General features: G+C 45.3%; 14 protein-coding genes. 11 read left to right on the top strand and 3 right to left on the bottom strand.

The features are described 5' to 3' along the window. The first annotated feature begins 130 nt into the window (after positions 1-130). The 6 genes from hutC to J4N42_RS05990 all read left to right on the top strand — a co-directional run bounded on the left by hutC (position 131) and on the right by J4N42_RS05990 (position 7,488). On the top strand, positions 131-844 hold the full coding sequence (gene hutC, locus J4N42_RS06015) for a histidine utilization transcriptional repressor HutC (RefSeq protein ID WP_252030506.1): 714 nt from the start codon (positions 131-133) through the stop codon (positions 842-844). Positions 845-953: 109 nt separating this feature from the next. Continuing rightward, on the top strand, positions 954-2,177 hold the full coding sequence (hutI, locus tag J4N42_RS06010; protein WP_252030505.1) for an imidazolonepropionase: 1,224 nt from the start codon (positions 954-956) through the stop codon (positions 2,175-2,177). Further along, positions 2,170-3,219: a formimidoylglutamase gene (gene hutG / locus J4N42_RS06005; protein WP_252030504.1), complete on the top strand. Its 1,050-nt coding sequence runs from the start codon at positions 2,170-2,172 to the stop codon at positions 3,217-3,219. The genes hutI and hutG overlap by 8 nt, the downstream gene beginning before the upstream one ends. Before the next feature lie 162 nt (positions 3,220-3,381). Beyond that, on the top strand, positions 3,382-5,079 hold the full coding sequence (gene hutU, locus J4N42_RS06000; RefSeq protein WP_252030503.1) for a urocanate hydratase: 1,698 nt from the start codon (positions 3,382-3,384) through the stop codon (positions 5,077-5,079). 24 nt (positions 5,080-5,103) lie between these two features. Beyond that, positions 5,104-6,636, top strand: coding sequence for a histidine ammonia-lyase (gene hutH, locus J4N42_RS05995; RefSeq protein WP_252030501.1), 1,533 nt, complete (start codon positions 5,104-5,106; stop codon positions 6,634-6,636). Positions 6,637-6,768: 132 nt separating this feature from the next. Beyond that, positions 6,769-7,488 carry a DUF3581 domain-containing protein gene (locus J4N42_RS05990; protein ID WP_252030500.1) on the top strand — a complete coding sequence of 240 codons (720 nt, stop codon included), beginning with the start codon at positions 6,769-6,771 and terminating at the stop codon, positions 7,486-7,488. Positions 7,489-7,547: 59 nt separating this feature from the next. Here the strand turns inward: J4N42_RS05990 and J4N42_RS05985 are convergent, their stop codons facing one another. From J4N42_RS05985 to ydiJ, 3 genes are all read right to left on the bottom strand, one after another. Continuing rightward, complete coding sequence (locus J4N42_RS05985) at positions 7,548-9,170, bottom strand: S1 family peptidase (RefSeq protein WP_252030499.1); 1,623 nt, start codon at positions 9,168-9,170, stop codon at positions 7,548-7,550. A gap of 137 nt (positions 9,171-9,307) precedes the next feature. Continuing rightward, positions 9,308-9,769, bottom strand: a complete 462-nt coding sequence (locus tag J4N42_RS05980) for a methyltransferase family protein (protein ID WP_252030498.1) — start codon at positions 9,767-9,769, stop codon at positions 9,308-9,310. Between the two features lie 109 nt (positions 9,770-9,878). Then, a complete protein-coding gene (gene ydiJ, locus J4N42_RS05975) occupies positions 9,879-12,911 on the bottom strand; it encodes a D-2-hydroxyglutarate dehydrogenase YdiJ (RefSeq protein WP_252030497.1) in 3,033 nt (1,010 codons plus the stop codon). Between the two features lie 212 nt (positions 12,912-13,123). Between ydiJ and J4N42_RS05970 the strand changes: the two genes are divergently transcribed. The 5 genes from J4N42_RS05970 to J4N42_RS05950 all read left to right on the top strand — a co-directional run bounded on the left by J4N42_RS05970 (position 13,124) and on the right by J4N42_RS05950 (position 16,868). Further along, complete coding sequence (locus tag J4N42_RS05970) at positions 13,124-13,810, top strand: DUF3334 family protein (RefSeq protein WP_252030496.1); 687 nt, start codon at positions 13,124-13,126, stop codon at positions 13,808-13,810. 172 nt (positions 13,811-13,982) lie between these two features. Then, a complete protein-coding gene (locus J4N42_RS05965; protein ID WP_252030495.1) occupies positions 13,983-14,666 on the top strand; it encodes a DUF2786 domain-containing protein in 684 nt (227 codons plus the stop codon). A gap of 40 nt (positions 14,667-14,706) precedes the next feature. After that, complete coding sequence (locus tag J4N42_RS05960; protein ID WP_252030494.1) at positions 14,707-15,702, top strand: tetratricopeptide repeat protein; 996 nt, start codon at positions 14,707-14,709, stop codon at positions 15,700-15,702. A gap of 169 nt (positions 15,703-15,871) precedes the next feature. Then, positions 15,872-16,054, top strand: a complete 183-nt coding sequence (locus tag J4N42_RS05955; protein ID WP_252030493.1) for a hypothetical protein — start codon at positions 15,872-15,874, stop codon at positions 16,052-16,054. Between the two features lie 418 nt (positions 16,055-16,472). Then, a complete protein-coding gene (locus tag J4N42_RS05950) occupies positions 16,473-16,868 on the top strand; it encodes a SulA-like leucine-rich domain-containing protein (RefSeq protein ID WP_252030492.1) in 396 nt (131 codons plus the stop codon). The last annotated feature ends 145 nt before the right edge of the window (positions 16,869-17,013 follow it).

Genomic DNA, 17,013 nt, shown 5'->3' with positions numbered 1-17,013 from the left:
CTGTTTATTTAAGACGAGCAGATTGTAGATCCATTACTTTCAGCTTGGCAATCATGAAAACAAGCACCAGAGTTGCAATTTTCGGTAAATTGCCACACTATTTGTATAGTCAATTAATTCGAGTGTTTTTATGTCTGATTCTCCTCTCTATATTCAAATTAAACAGTTCATAGCAGATAACATCGAATCAGGACGCTGGCCTGTCGGACATCGGATAACCACAGAGCTCGAGCTCACCAAACAATTTGGTGTGAGTCGTATGACCGTCAACAAGGCAATTCGAGATCTTGTGAGTGAGGGAAAACTACAAAGAAAACCGCGAGCCGGAACCTTTGTGTGCGCGCCAGAAGAGAAGGCAGAATCACCACTACTCGACATTCGAAATATTGCCGATGAAGTCAACCAGCGCGGAAAACACTACCGTAGTGAAGTCAAGAAACAACTCGCAGTCACCGCTGATGACACCATCGCAACTAAGCTAGGTGTCATGCTGGGTAAAGAAATTTTCTATAGTGAAATCATTCACTTTGAAAACGACACTCCGATACAACTCGAAGTTCGCTGGGTCAATCCTTCCCACGCGCCTGACTACTTGTCTCAGAACTTCTCTGAAATGACACCAAACGAATACCTATCGAATAGCTGCCCACTCAGTGCGATTGAACATACCGTCGAAGCCGTTCTGCCAGACCAACATGTGCAAGAATCACTAGCGCTTAAGCAATCTGAGCCTTGCTTACTGCTCAACAGACGGACTTGGAGCAAAGATAACTTAGTTAGCTCTGCATTGCTTTATCACCCAGGCTCTAAGTACAAATTAAGCTCTAAAATCGTATTGGATTAGAGCATTTCGCCCTATTTATTGATCACATTTCCACAACATTCATCTTGCTCAATTCTAAATAATGCACTATTAATTTGTATATACATTTAAACTAATCACTGGATGCTGCATGGATTTAACGCTTATCAATGCCCGACTCGTAACAATGGAACAGGGCACTATAGGTTACACCGTAACCGAACCTACTACAGTCAATATCCATGCAAGCAGCATTACATCAGTGGGTACTCAGGTTGCTTCAAGCCACCCTTCTGCGATTTATGATTGCAAAGGTAAGTTAGTCACCCCGGGGCTTATCGATTGCCACACTCATCTTGTGTTTGCTGGGAATCGAGCTAATGAGTTTGAAATGCGTTTAAACGGCATCCCGTACCAAGAGATTGCGAAACAAGGAGGAGGGATTCTTTCCACCGTGAAAGCGACTCGCGAAGCGTCAGTAGAGCAGCTGGTAGAATTAGCCTTGCCTCGACTCGAAGGATTAATCCGAACGGGTGTTACCTCGGTTGAAATCAAATCAGGTTATGGCCTGACGCTGGACGATGAAATCAAAATGCTACGTGCAGCAAAAGCACTGGAAAATCATCGCAGAATTCGCGTTACTCCTACTCTGTTGGCCGCTCATGCCGTTCCTCCAGAATTCACAGGAAAAGCCGACCAATACATTGAGCACGTTTGCCAAGAGATCATCCCATTGGTCGCAGAAGAAAAACTTGCAACCTCAGTCGACGTGTTCTGCGAATCAATAGGATTCTCTGTTGAGCAGACTGAAAAAGTCTTCCAAGCGGCCCATCAACATGGGTTAGCAATTAAAGGCCATACCGAACAACTGTCTAATCTAGGCGGTACCGCGCTTACTGCCCAATATCAGGGGCTATCGGCTGACCACATTGAGTATCTTGACGAGCAAGGCGTCGTTGCTTTAGCCGAATCGGGAACGGTCGCGACATTACTTCCTGGCGCATTCTATTTCCTAAAAGAAACCCAGCAGCCCCCTATTGAAATGCTGCGTAAACACAATGTGCCAATGGCGCTCGCAACGGATTTCAACCCAGGGACATCACCTTTCGCAGATTTGACTATGATGATGAATATGGGCTGCACCCTCTTTGGTCTCACCCCAGAAGAAACGCTTCGCGGCGTGACCTGTCACGCGGCAAAAGCGCTTGGCTACGGTGCAACTCGTGGACAAATCAAAGCTGGTTTCGATGCCGACCTCGCGATTTGGGATATTAGCCATCCGGCAGATCTCAGTTATCAGGTAGGTATCCCTCGCCTATCTGCACGCATCGTACAGGGCGAGCTGTGTTTGAATGGAGGGCACGGCAATGACTGAACAACTGTTAACGCCAACGAATCAACAATTTCACTGGCAAGGTCGTCACGATGCGGAAGACGGTGATCAAGGAAAACGCATCCATCATGTGATTAAGCAAAAACAAGCCGACGAGTTAAATGAGCATACGCATGCCATCAGTCTGCTTGGATTCGCTTGTGATGCAGGTGTTGCTCGTAACAAAGGCCGTATCGGCGCTAAAAAATCACCTGATCTGATTCGCCGCGCCTTAGCTAACATGGCTTGGCATCAGCAAGTCCCTTTAATCGATTTAGGCAATGTTGTCTGTGAAGATGATTTGCTCGAGTCAAGCCAAGCAAGTTGCGCTCACGTCATTTCCACTGCGCTACCTTTTACCCCTGTAATCACTTTAGGTGGTGGCCATGAAGTAGCTTGGGCGTCTTTTCAAGGTCTTGCGCACTATTTACAAAAACACCAAGCAGAGCAAACACAGGAAAGATGTCACAACCAAATCCCCAAAATTGGCATCATTAACTTTGATGCTCATTTTGACTTGAGGGCATTTGATAGCCCGCACGCAGATGTTAAGCCAAGCTCAGGAACACCATTCAACCAAATCCACCAATTCTGCCAGAACAATGGATGGGACTTTCATTATGCGTGCTTAGGTGTGAGTCGAGCGAGTAACACCGAAGCGCTATTTAACCGTGCCGATGAACTTGGTGTTTGGTACGTCGAAGATAGCCAGCTGTCTCATATCAACCATATTTATCACCTCACTCAGCTACAACACTTTATTGATAACTGCGATTACCTTTATCTCACTATCGACTTGGACGTATTTCCTGCTGCAACCGCTCCGGGGGTCAGTGCCCCTGCCGCTCGTGGGGTGAGTTACGAAACTCTCGCCTTATTCCTAGACAGAGTTCTGCATTACAAAAACAAGTTGATGCTGGCAGACATCGCCGAATACAACCCAACTTACGACGTCGATAGCCAAACCGCTCGGCTGGCTGCTCGGCTTTGCTGGGACATCGCCAATGCAATGGCGGAAAAAGTTACCAGCCGGCAACCTGAGTAAGTAATCAATGTTAATGACACAAATACAACTATAAACGCCCAGCATATTTAACCAATTAGGCGAACGTGGCTTCACCACATTCGCCGTATAACCCTACATAACCTACAAACCCTATATATAAATTAACGTAAAACTTAAACGTGAAACTGAAGGAGTCTCAACATGACGGAACGCCATACTGAAGATAAGCGTCTCGACACTACTCGTACTATTCGTGCCCCTCATGGCAGTGAGTTACGAGCAAAATCTTGGTTAACAGAAGCACCACTGCGTATGCTGATGAATAACTTAGATCCTGATGTCGCAGAGCACCCTCACTCTTTGGTGGTTTATGGTGGAATCGGCCGCGCAGCTCGCAACTGGGAGTGCTACGACAAGATCGTAGAAGTACTAGAGCGACTGGAAGACGACCAAACATTGCTGGTTCAATCTGGTAAACCAGTCGGTGTATTCCCAACTCATAAAAATGCTCCTCGCGTGTTAATTGCCAACTCCAACCTTGTTCCTCACTGGGCGAACTGGGAGCACTTCAATGAGCTCGATAAGCAAGGCTTAATGATGTATGGTCAAATGACAGCCGGTAGCTGGATCTACATCGGCTCTCAGGGCATCGTACAAGGCACTTATGAAACATTCGTATCTGTAGCCAAAAAGCATTTCGACGGCGAAGCAAAAGGCCGCTGGATCCTGACTGGTGGCCTAGGCGGCATGGGTGGAGCACAACCACTTGCAGCGACAATGGCTGGGTTTTCTATGATCGCTGTGGAATGTGATGAAACACGCATCGACTACCGTCTAAGAACAGGCTATGTAGACAAAAAAGCCACCAGCGTCGACGAAGCACTTTCCATGATTTACGAGTCTGACACGCCTATTTCAGTCGGTTTACTTGGCAACGCTGCCGATGTTTTCCCTGAGCTAGTTGAACGCAATATCACGCCAGATGTTGTCACAGACCAAACCTCGGCTCACGACCCACTCAATGGCTACCTACCTATTGGCTGGTCGATGGCACACGCTGCTGAAATGCGATTGAAAGACGAAGCGGGTGTGGTCGACGCCGCTAAAGAGTCAATGGCCATTCAAGTAAAAGCAATGCTCGCTCTGCAAGAGAGAGGCGCTGCAACGCTCGACTACGGCAACAACATTCGCCAAATGGCGTTGGAAAAAGGCGTTGAAAATGCGTTCGACTTCCCAGGTTTTGTTCCTGCATACATCCGCCCATTATTCTGTGAGGGTATTGGCCCATTCCGCTGGGCTGCATTATCTGGCGACCCTGAAGATATCTACAAGACAGACCAAAAAGTCAAAGAGCTCATCCCTGATAACCCGCACTTGCACAACTGGCTAGACATGGCCCGTGAACGTATCCAGTTCCAAGGTCTGCCTGCTCGCATCTGTTGGGTTGGTTTGAAAGATCGTGAACGACTAGGTCAGGCATTCAATGAAATGGTCAGAAATGGCGAACTTAAAGCGCCAGTCGTTATCGGGCGAGACCATCTAGACTCCGGCTCTGTTGCAAGCCCGAACAGAGAGACAGAAGGCATGATGGATGGTTCTGATGCAGTATCAGATTGGCCATTAATGAATGCCCTACTTAACACCGCAGGCGGAGCAACATGGGTATCTCTACATCACGGTGGCGGTGTAGGCATGGGCTTCTCACAACACTCAGGCATGGTGATTTGTTGTGATGGTAGTAACGATGCATCCGAGCGTATTGCACGTGTTCTACATAACGACCCAGCAACAGGTGTCATGCGTCACGCCGATGCTGGTTACGACATCGCTAAGAAGTGTGCTGCAGAGCAAGGCTTAGACTTGCCAATGCTGAACGAAGAACTGCGTAAGCTGAAATAAGCCGAGTATTAAGGAAAAATGAACATGTTAAATTTAATGCTAAAGCCAGGCCATATTAGCTTAAAGGAACTGCGACAGGTAAGTCGCTCCCCGGTTAACTTATCCCTTGACCCGGACGCCATTCCAGATATCGAGGCAAGCACTCAGGTCGTTGACCAAGTCATCGCAGAAGATCGCACCGTTTATGGTATTAATACTGGTTTCGGGTTGCTTGCTAATACACGCATTGCACCAGAAGACCTAGAGACCTTGCAAAAGAGCATCGTCCTTTCTCACGCTGCAGGTATTGGAAAATTCATGTCAGATGAGACAGTTCGTCTGATGATGGTGCTAAAAATTAACAGCTTGTCGCGCGGCTATTCCGGTATCCGATTATCGGTCATCAATGCGCTTATCGAGTTGGTGAACTCTCAGGTCTACCCTTGTGTTCCGCAAAAGGGTTCTGTTGGTGCATCTGGCGATTTAGCACCACTTGCACACATGAGTACGGTTCTACTTGGTGAAGGCCAAGCGCGCCACAACGGAAAAATCATTTCAGGCTTAGAAGCCTTAAAAATTGCAGGGCTTGAGCCAATTACGCTTGCGCCAAAAGAAGGATTAGCACTGCTAAACGGCACTCAAGCATCGACAGCATTCGCGCTTGAAGGGCTGTTTGTCGCGGAGGATTTATTTGCCTCTGCTACTGTCTGTGGTGCTATGTCCGTTGAGGCAGCACTTGGTAGCCGACGTCCATTCGACCCAAGGATCCACCGCGTGCGTGGCCACCGAGGACAAATGGATGCAGCGACTGCTTACCGCCACCTACTCGATGTAAACAGCGAAATTGGCGACTCACACACTGTTTGTGAAAAAGTCCAAGACCCTTATTCACTTCGCTGCCAACCGCAAGTAATGGGCGCGTGCTTACAGCAAATTCGCAATGCAGCGGCAACGCTTGAAGTAGAAGCAAATTCTGTCTCGGATAACCCACTGGTATTCGCAGATGATGGCGACATTATCTCAGGTGGTAACTTCCACGCGGAGCCCGTCGCTATGGCTGCGGATAACCTTGCTCTGGCTATCGCGGAAATTGGTAGCTTGTCGGAAAGAAGAATGGCATTGCTTATTGATAGCGCATTGAGCAAACTTCCTCCATTCCTTGTCGACAATGGTGGTGTGAACTCAGGCTTTATGATCGCTCAGGTCACTTCAGCTGCATTGGCTAGCGAAAACAAAACGCTGGCACACCCAGCTTCTGTAGACAGCTTACCAACTTCAGCGAACCAAGAAGATCATGTTTCCATGGCAACGTTTGCGGGCAGAAGACTACGTGAAATGGGTGAAAACACTCGAGGTATTTTGGCCGTGGAATATCTTGCCGCAGCTCAAGGCCTTGATTTCAGAGCACCAAACAAGTCATCAGCTCGTGTTGAAGAAGCCAAACATATCCTGCGCGAAAAAGTGCCGTTCTACGACAAAGACCGCTACTTCGCCCCTGATATTGAGCAGGCTAACGCTCTACTCAAACTGGCAGTTCATAACCACCTCATGCCAGAATCCATACTAACCAGTCTGTAACCCATATCGCCCACCTTCATAAACAGGTGGGCGAATTCTTACAAAACTCTGTCATTCAAATTCACTGGATGGACCATTCAAATAGGATTGTCATATATAATTCACGGCAGTTTTGGCTATATACCGTAAATTATGTTCTTAACACCTTATTTTTCTACTCAAGACAATCAGTTCCAATTCACTCGTGAACAAGCAAGCCACTTTGCAAAGAAAGTTGCTGGTGATTACAACCCAATCCACGATGAAGACAACAAGCGCTTTTGTGTCCCTGGCGACCTACTATTTGCCGTACTACTGCAAAAAGAAGGCATCAGCCAAAAAATGCGTTTCGATTTCTCTGGCATGGTTAATGATGGCATTGCTCTGAGCATCGAAAACAAATGTGAAAAGGAAAGCTCGGTAGTAGACGCAAACGGTAAAGAATACCTTCACATGTCACGCGAAGGGGAAACTAGCCACAATGCAGCGTTTATTGAACACGTAGTGACTAATTACGTTCAATTCTCCGGCATGAACTTCCCACACATCATGGTTCCTCTAATGGAAGAGCAACAAATGATGATTAACTGCCAGCGCCCATTAGTTATCTACGAAAGCATGGAAGTTGAGTTTGACCGTTTAGACCTTACTCACCCAGAAGTCGATTTTACTGGTGCAACTTTCGAAGTTGAAGGCAAGCGCGGCGTAGTAACGCTTAACTTTGCATTTAAAGAAGGTGATGAAATTGTCGGTAAAGGTGTAAAGCGCATGGTTGCAAGCGGCCTCAAGCCATACGACCAAGAATCTGTCGACGACCTAGTGAATCGCTTTAACGCTCGCAAAGACTTGTTTCTCGCCAAAGTAGCAGCTTAACTGGCCGGATATAAAGATTTAAAAAAAGCCCCGCTCAATCAGCGGGGCTTTTTGTTTCACTAACCGATGCTTAGTCGGCGCCTTACAATCAGAGCCATGATTGCGACCATACTCCACCAGCCCATAGAGCCACCACCTCCACCGCTGCTGCTAGAAGAACTCGTACTCGCTGAACCATTTCGCATATTGTTGATATAAACAACATCTTCACCATAATCAAGAGAGCCGTCCTTTTGGTAGGTGAACTTCAAGCTATTGGATGCACCGTAAAGAGAAAGAGTCACAGGTACTGAGCCATCTCCCGACACTGAATCAATATACTCACCGTTGATATGAACAGCGAGTTCATCTGCGTAGATTTCTGTCGACACGACAATATCAAAAGACACATCACCAGCAGGAATACCTTCGATATAAAGAAAGGTTTCTTGACTGTCACCAATTTCTGCTGAGCGAATACCGTTAGAAGATACTTGCCATTCATATTCGTTGCTATAAACCCCAGTATTGGTCCACGGTATCGCGTTGCTTAAAGCCGAGCTAGCTGCGGTTGCAGCTTCAAAGTCTAAATAACTCTCTGTGCTATAGGTAGAGCCATTGTGTTGATAGTTCAGGTAAAGAGAATAACTTTTCGAACCATAGGTATCATTTGAATAAGACACGGTAATCGTACATGTGTTGCCCGGTGATAACGTTCCTACATCAGTACAACCATTACTTAAGATCGAAGCATTTGAGTCAGTGCCTCGAAAGTTACTATATGCCGACGTTGAAAAGTCGACGTCAGAGTCAGAGTTATTCGCATAAACAAAATCATAGGTGTGACTTCCCAGCGATTGTACTGTAGTCGTCTCCTTCGAAGGGTAGCTAAAACCAGATGTATGTTGGTCTATCCATTCTGCGTAATAGCTAATATTGGTATATACGCCATAGGTACCTTGAGCACCACACTCATTAGCCCCCCAGCTAACAATACCTAACTGCACGCCCGTTCCGCTAACTACGATCGGGCCACCACTATCTCCTCGGCATGAGTCGTAACCTTCTTGCTCAACACCCGCACAAAAATTTTCACTATCTTCATTGCTTGAAATTCCTATTCCATAAGTATTCAAACAAGTTTGCTGGTCAATCAGCTGAACTTCGACCTGCTGTAACTGCTCAGGGACAACAGCGTTGCCGGTCGGTGCGGTCGTTCCCCACCCGGCGACAGTAAGATTGGTTCCATTAGCGGTAGTAGTACGTGTTGAACTCGTAGCAATCGTCACCGGTGTCGCTTCATTACTGGCTACATCACGTTCTAACTCTAACACCGCGATGTCATTATAGAGGTAGTATGAATCGTAGTTCTCGTGAACATATATCTTGTCGACGGCAAGCCTTACTCCTTGGCTGTCTTCTTCCGTCAAGTCATGAATTCCAACGACAACATCGAGATCATTTATCGTAAATGAGTCCACACAATGGGCGGCAGTGAGTACATACCGCTCGTCAATTAAGCTTCCGCCACAGAACTGTCCATCATATGCGTTGCTACCTTTGGTCACTAGCGCAACCATATAAGGCCAATCGCTCTGGTTGGCGGTTGTCCCATCAATAATTCGAGCTTCAGGAGAAGCGGATAGCGGTGATGCGAACGTCACAACGCTCGCTGCTAGCAAACCTAGCCGAAGGGCTTTCATATCGTACATTCCTTATATTTATATATTTGTTCAGAACGTATGATAATTTATAGTGATAAGCGTAATGAAAAGGTTCAGAGCTATAAGCGTCAAAAATGCGACGCATAACTTAGTGTCAAGAATTCAGCTATCGATTGCTAGATCCAACGCCTAACCCTCTGTTTATAGTCAACATATTCTGCGCCAAAAAGCTTCTCTAACGCTCTTTCCTCTGGTTCGATTTGAAAGCGATTCATGTAAATCACAAAGCCAAAACTAAACAACAAACACAAGATGTTTTGCTGCCAATAACCAATTCCAAGCAACACAAGGAACATACCTAGGTACATCGGATTACGAGTAATAGAAAAGATGCCACTGTCCACCACAGCCGACGCTGTTTCTGGCTTCACTGGGTTGACGGTCGTTTTCGCTTTTCGAAACTCATACACACCTAACAAGCCGATCACAGTTGCAACCACTATAGAAATAGATAAAACAAATATCGGATATGGCAGATTGAAGAGCGAATGATGAACATGTTGATTCAGTAGGTACATCAAGCCTGCAAAAATGAAGAACAGCAAAACAGGTGGGACTTTTAGTTCCAGCTTTTCCATAAGCAACAGTTTCCATCAGCGTGATTACAAGTAACCCGGTTTGAAAGACCGGGTTACCATGCAACTTATTATTGGTACTCGTGACTTCGAGCCATCAACATATCTAAGTCTATAAGATTTCAAGCAAAGCTTGTAGAGGGTGGCGAGTTTTCACGCCATCAAATCGCTTCACTTGACTACGACATGAGTAGCCAGTGACAAGCGCTCGATCTTTCGGGATCGACTCCAAGCTTGGTTTCCAGCTCAAGCCATAAATATCTTTCGACATATCTAGCTTGTCGACTTCATGACCAAACGTCCCCGCCATACCACAACAGCCTACAGGTACTGTATTTAAACTCGCGCCAAAGTGAGAAAAAATAGTGCCCCACTCCTTCTCTGCGTTTGGCATCTTGGTCTTTTCAGTACAGTGGGCGAATAGATACCAAGGTGACTCCTTCTGATCGGCTTTGCCTTCAAACTCCGTAAGCCTTGGCATTAGCCATTCGTGCACCGTATGGACATTAAAATCACCACGCTTTTCACCTAGTGTTTCCGCATATTCATCGCGATAGCACAGCACCAATGCAGGATCGACACCGACTAGAGGAATTTCAAGATCAGCCACTTTACTCAAAAAGGCCGCAGTACTAGCCGCATTGCTTGCGAACCTTTTTAAGAAACCTTTAACATGTTGCGCTTTACCATTTGGCTTAAACGGCAGTAGTACTGGCGTTTTTCCAAGCTTAGAGACTAAATGTGCAAAATCTTCAACCACTTCTGCATCATAGAAGCTGGTAAACGGGTCTTGCACTATTAATACGTGATTGGCTCTATCCGCTTGAGACATTCCCGCCAGCGCTTGAAGATCAAACTGTTTAAGGCCGGTAAGACGATTAGTCAGGGTTGGTACAGACATCAGTGGCGTATCGACATAACCGACGGTTTTTTCTGTCAGACGTTGAGCCCAAGGTTGTTTCACCACCATATTCACCGCTTTAGGTGCTTTGGCCATCAATGGCAACATTGTCTCAATGTTCGCAACGAGGTAGTCCTTAGCCGGTCTTTGATAACGTGAATAATAGATGTTTAAGAAGCGAGAACGGAAACTCGGGACATCGACCTTGATCGGACATTGACTCGCACAGGCTTTACATGCCAAACAGCCATTCATCGCCTCGTAGACCTCATGAGAGAAGTCATACTCATGCCTCTTGTTAAGGCTGTTGCGTACTCGCTCCACCATCGTTTTTATTGATGAGGAGTTATCGAGTGTCTGCTTTTCTAGGTCGAGAATGTCGACGCCTTGGTCGGTTAACTGCCTTAACCACTCTCTTACTATGCCAGCTCGCCCTTTTGGAGAATGCCTACGATCTGCCGTCACCTTCATAGAAGGACACATAGGCGACGATGTATCATAGTTAAAACACAAACCGTTACCGTTACACTCCATCGCTTGTTTAAAGCTGTCGCGCACTTCAACATCAATCTGTCTATCATAGTAACCACGCTTAGTGTCGGTTACTTTGACCAGTTGAGCATCACTATCCAGCGGAGTACAAATCTTACCTGGATTCATCTTGTTATGCGGGTCGAACGCGGCTTTCACCCTTCTCAACTCGGTAAACAGCTCCTCGCCAAAAAACTCAGGTCCATACTCTGAGCGGAAACCTTTACCATGCTCACCCCACATTAATCCACCATACTTGGCGACCAATTTGACCACTTCATCTGATACTTCATGCATCAAGGCTTCTTGCTGCGGATCGCATAGGTCCAGCGCAGGACGAACATGAAGCACCCCAGCGTCCACGTGTCCAAACATGCCATAATTGAGCTTCTTTCCATCTAGCAGTTCTCTAAATTCAGCAATGAAGTCCGCTAAGTTCTCTGGTGGCACACAAGTGTCTTCAGCAAACGCCACAGGTTTCGCGCGCCCTTTTGCCGCGCCTAACAATCCAACCGCTTTTTTACGCATATTGTAAATACGGCCAATACTCGCAAGGTCGCTACATACCTGATAGCCGATGATGCCGGATTGATTGGCCTTGACCATTTCTTCAAGCTTGGCGGTTAATGCGGCCACTTGCTCAGCGACCTCTGCCTCATCTTGCCCCGCATACTCAACCATATTGATTCCAAGCAGCTCTTGATTTGGTACATCAGTAAGCAAATCGCTTACTGTGTGCCAAACAATGTCTTGTTTTGCTAGGTTCAGCACTTTCGAGTCAATGGTTTCTACCGATAGCGCCTTCGCTTCAACCATGAATGGCGCATTACGAAGTGCAGCGTCAAAGCTGTTGTACTTAACGTTAACTAAAGTACGAGCTTTAGGAATAGGAGTAAGGTTTAACTTGGCTTCAGTGATGAATGCTAGTGAGCCTTCCGCACCACATAGTACGCGCGTTAGGTCAAAGGTATCTGTCGTTTCATCAAGCGCATTCTTTAAATCGTAACCGGTGAGAAAACGGTTCAACGGTGGGAACTTATCTACGATTTGTTTCCGCTTAATTCGGCACACCTGCTCGGTGACTTCTAACGCTTTTGCAGAAAACTCTCCCTCTTCAGGTAAACCTCGAGATAAGTCTGACTCGAGGACCGAACCATCAGCAAAAACGGCTTCTAAGGAAAGTACGTGGTCGGAAGTCTTGCCATACTTCAGAGAACCTTGCCCAGAAGCATCGGTATTGATCATACCACCAAGTGTCGCGCGGTTACTGGTAGAAAGATCTGGGGAGAAGAAGTAGCCATAAGGTCTTACAGCATCGTTAAGTTGGTCTTTTACTACGCCCGTTTGGACTCGCACCCAACCTTCTTTCTCGTTGATCTCGAGCACCTTGTTCATGTGTCGAGATAAGTCAACCACAACGCCTTTTGTCAGTGACTGGCCATTAGTGCCTGTACCACCGCCTCGAGGAGAAAATGTCACCCGCTCGAATTCCGGTTTTGAGCTAATCTTACCTATGAGAGAAACATCTTGAGTGGTTCTCGGATGTACGACAGCTTGGGGGAGTTGCTGATAGACACTGTTGTCCGTCGCAACCGCTAATCGGCTTGAATATTGAGATTCGATATCGCCTGTAAAACCGCGCTCGGCTAGTTCTTTGAGGAATTTGAGTACGATAGGATCGACATCAGATTGAGATTGAAGTCTTGGTAACATATGCTTCCTGCCCCTAAATCGCTGATCCAATCAGCTATGGGTAAAGTGTAATTTGAATATATTCTTTGAATTTCGTCACTTTACAACATTTAAAAAGGTGATCAAAACAGAATCTCAATGACAAAATGGAACATGAGCTTTCTTTTCATCATATATACGCCAGATAACACCCACAATATCGACGACTGGCAGCATTCAAGAGTGAAATAACAATGAAAAAAAATAAAATCGTGACTACAGAAGATATTCTATTAAAACTTTGCCAATCGGTTTCTGGTGTCCTAACTTCTGCCACCGACTCTCAAGTTAGCTATTCGGCAATGGTCCAAAAGATCAACAAAACCAGCTTGAAGCCAGACTTTGGTTGCTTTGTACTGTTTGATGGTGGTTTCTCTGGTTTGGTTGTAATCAACTTTACTGCTAAAGCAGCATTAGAGGTCTACACCAACTACATGCGCAATATGGGCATGCCGGAAGAAGAACTCGCGGTCTTACACACGTCTGATGAAGTGGGTGATGTCCTGGGAGAATTGATGAACCAGTTGGTCGGCGACTTTACAAACAAAATCCGTAAAGAGCTACAAACGAACATTACTCAAAACCAACCCAAAATGCTGTCATTGAACAAACAAGTTATTTTGTCTGTTGATACTAACCTTGACCGCCCACAAGCCCGTCGAGTGACGTTCTCTACTGAAAACAACAACATTTTCTACCTTGAGCTGGCAATGGATAAAACAGAGTTCATTCAATTAGAAGAATTTGAAGTGGCAGAAGATGAAAGCCCAGATTCAATCTTGGAAGCTCAACAAAACAACATGAAGAAGAAAAAAGACGACAAGACAGCGGGCGACAACAATGACATCGCTAACGACTTGCTTGACGAGCTGGGCATCTGATTGAGATAAGTTCACACAGGTCCTCTAGAGAACGTCACCATTAACGGTGGCGTTTTTGTTTCATTTGTTAACCTAAAAGTGTGCTACGCAACCACTCTAATATTCAGTTTTTTGCTCAAAAAGAGTAATATATCCGACTCTTTAAATTTTATGTGCACAAAATTTGTAGTCGATGAGTAAACAGAAAGCCCTAAAGAAAATCGCCAAATGCCTAGAGTTAGGTAATTCAGCAAACGTAAACGAAGCAGCCAACGCAATAAAAATGGCGCACCGCTTGATGCTGAAATACGGCCTTGATAAAGACGACATCGAATTTATCAAGATGGGTAAAACTCAATCGAGTCATTTATTGCCGGCCAATATTGGTTCCACCATCCTAAAAGTGATCCGTGGAATTAATACCAAGTTTGGCGTTGAAGCGGTGCTCCTAAATCATAAAGGACTCAAACGTGTTGAATTCATTGGTGAAGCCGACCGAGCAATCTTCGCGGCATTTGCTTTCGACATCATTTACCGTGAAATGAACGAGCACACAGGTCAATTCCGTAATAGTTTCTCTGGCAGCGGTACTTCAAATCAAGAAGTCACACGTCGAGTAAACTCATTTGTTTCAGGCTGGGTAGAAGGTGCACTCGAAAAACTTCCTATAATCAGTCCAGACGAAGAATCTGCAAATAAAATCAACGACTACATTGATAAAGAGTTTAAAAATATTGATCGTGAAACCTTCAAGCAACAGCTAAGGGAAGCGATGAAAAACCTCACAGCAGACTACGAGGTTGGGCTTAAAAAAGGCAGAAAGGTATCAGTGAACCGTCCTATTGACGGAGCACAAGCGCCAAAGATGCTAAAATAGTCTTCATCAATGTGTAGAGATCATTAGGAATTGGAAAGGAATGGCCGCTAAACTTGTTTTAATACTCACTCTCCTCATTCCTTTCTTTACCAACGCTTCTACCATCGAAGAGCTTACAGTTAGAGCCGAGCAAAAAGATGCTTCGGCTCAATACCAACTGGCTAAGCTACTTAATACAGAACAAGCGACTCAAGAGCAGCAAGATACCGCATTCTATTGGTATCAGCAGGCCGCGGAAAACGGCCATCGCGAAGCTAAGTTTGCTCTCGCAAATATCCTACTCAAGGGACAAATCACCAACCAAAACGTCACACAGGCACTCTATTGGCTAACTGGCCTTGCTGTATCAGGCGATGTGCAGGCTCAAATTGCGCTGGGTACTGTGTATGAAAGCATGTCATATACGCCAAAGCCGCTCGATATGGCAGAAGTCTGGTACCACGTCGCGGCACAACATGATGCAAAAGGCGAAGACGCTTATGGGCGGATTCTAGAGCGAAAATTCAATGAACGAAAAGCCAAGCAGGTCTCTTCACTGGATCAATTAGACATCGCCTTTGATGAACCGACTCAGACCCACACTAGTACTACACCTCCACTTGAAACTGGCAACACGAATAGCAGCTACCTTACCGTCATACTCACATTGATATTCGTGGTGGCCTCTTTTGTGTTGTTTAAAAGAGCTCAAAGCAAGAAAAAGCTTTCACACGTCCAAAACCAACAGAAACAGACCGAAACAATAGAACAGCAGAAAGGTATAATTAAACAGCAGAAGCGCCAGCTAGAAACACTGTTTCGACAGCTCAAAAAACTACAGTCTCAGCCACCAAAGCAACCAGCGACCGATCAGCGGGTTGCACTCGCTTGTGCCATGTTTGGTTTTAAACAAAATCAGATCCCAGACGCAAAGCAAATTAAACTAAGGTTTAAAAAACTTTCGAAAATCTATCATCCGGATTTAGGGGGCAGCGACGACGACATGAAGCGCCTCAACAGTGCATTAAAAATAATCCTCACACATGTTAATAAGTAGTTACATTTAGACATATTTCCACGTACCAAGATTGTTAGATTTTAGGTTTCACAAGGCTGCGCAATCGATCGCCCTCCCACTATCAGTAACAATTACTTAACTAGAGCACGTAAAATGTGTCATAATTTGCGTGTAATATGACACCTACATAACTAGGTGGGGAGAGAAAATGTTCACAATCGAAGGCATCTGTGATTGGTGCAAAAAGCCAAGTTTATTAGTAAAACATGATTATGTTGATGGAAAGTCCAACCATTCCTGCAAAGAGTGTAATGATTTAGCGACGTTAGATGTACGCCAATTCAATATTGCAGAGATCCAGCAACGAGAGCGACTAGAGCTTCGTCGTTAGTCAAAAACTTCGCTTTAGCCTAAACGCCTATTTCAAATGGGCGTTTTTTGTTTCTGCTCCCCAGCACTATTCAGAACGCCACTTGAATAAGCTCTACTATTAGTCCCTCTGCCCTTAACTGCTTTCCCCTAAGTTCATTTCTATGACTGAGTGTTTTAAAGTTCCTACATCTCCTACTACGTGTTTCTAATACAGTAGTTATTACCTGTATACAGTGGTTTTCATCAACTACTGTATAGATCTCGATCACAGTTACTCATACTTTAAATAATCTCAAATAACAATTAATGCATTTAATATCAACCAGTTACGATACCTTCAATATTAACATGATGAGAAAGTCATCAATTTTTTCTTGATCAGTACCTTGAGATAAACTACTGTATACACATACAGCATGTATGAAAGGACAGTATTTATGTTTCAGGTAAACACTCAGCAGCACAACTACTCAAAAGCAAACATTCTAGCTCAGCCTACTAACCCAATGAATATTGATGAGTCGGTATTAGGACGCCTAGCGGGGTTATCCGGTAGCCAGCAGTGGATTTTGTTTACTTCTGAATGTCCTCGTCCTGATCTTTCTCAGTTCGCTTCATACAACGTAAGCTGCAACAAAATCATTCAGATGAAACCATCTCAAACCATGTCTGAAGTTGAAATCGTTATAAAAGCGATTAAATCTGGAAATGCGAGTGCTGTCGTCGCGTCCACCAGTATCGACCTAGTTAACCAATCTTTATTGCAAGATTTAGCTCTTGAGCATCACTGTGAAGTATTTTTCGTCGAAGGCAGAGGTAAACAGTATCATTAATAAGTTCGACGCTATTCACTGTCTATGTGCCTCCTACCGGAGGCTTTTTTCTTGTGAGAGCAATAATCACAAACTCACGCATGATTTCTATTTCGAAGGGGTTGGTTCTGATAACAAAAAGCCCCGCAAATGCGAGGCTTATTTC

Source organism: Vibrio sp. SCSIO 43135, from assembly GCF_023716665.1.
Classification (GTDB): domain Bacteria; phylum Pseudomonadota; class Gammaproteobacteria; order Enterobacterales; family Vibrionaceae; genus Vibrio; species Vibrio paucivorans.
Note: the sequence above shows the minus strand (reverse complement) of the source record. Positions and strands in the feature narration are given on the sequence as shown.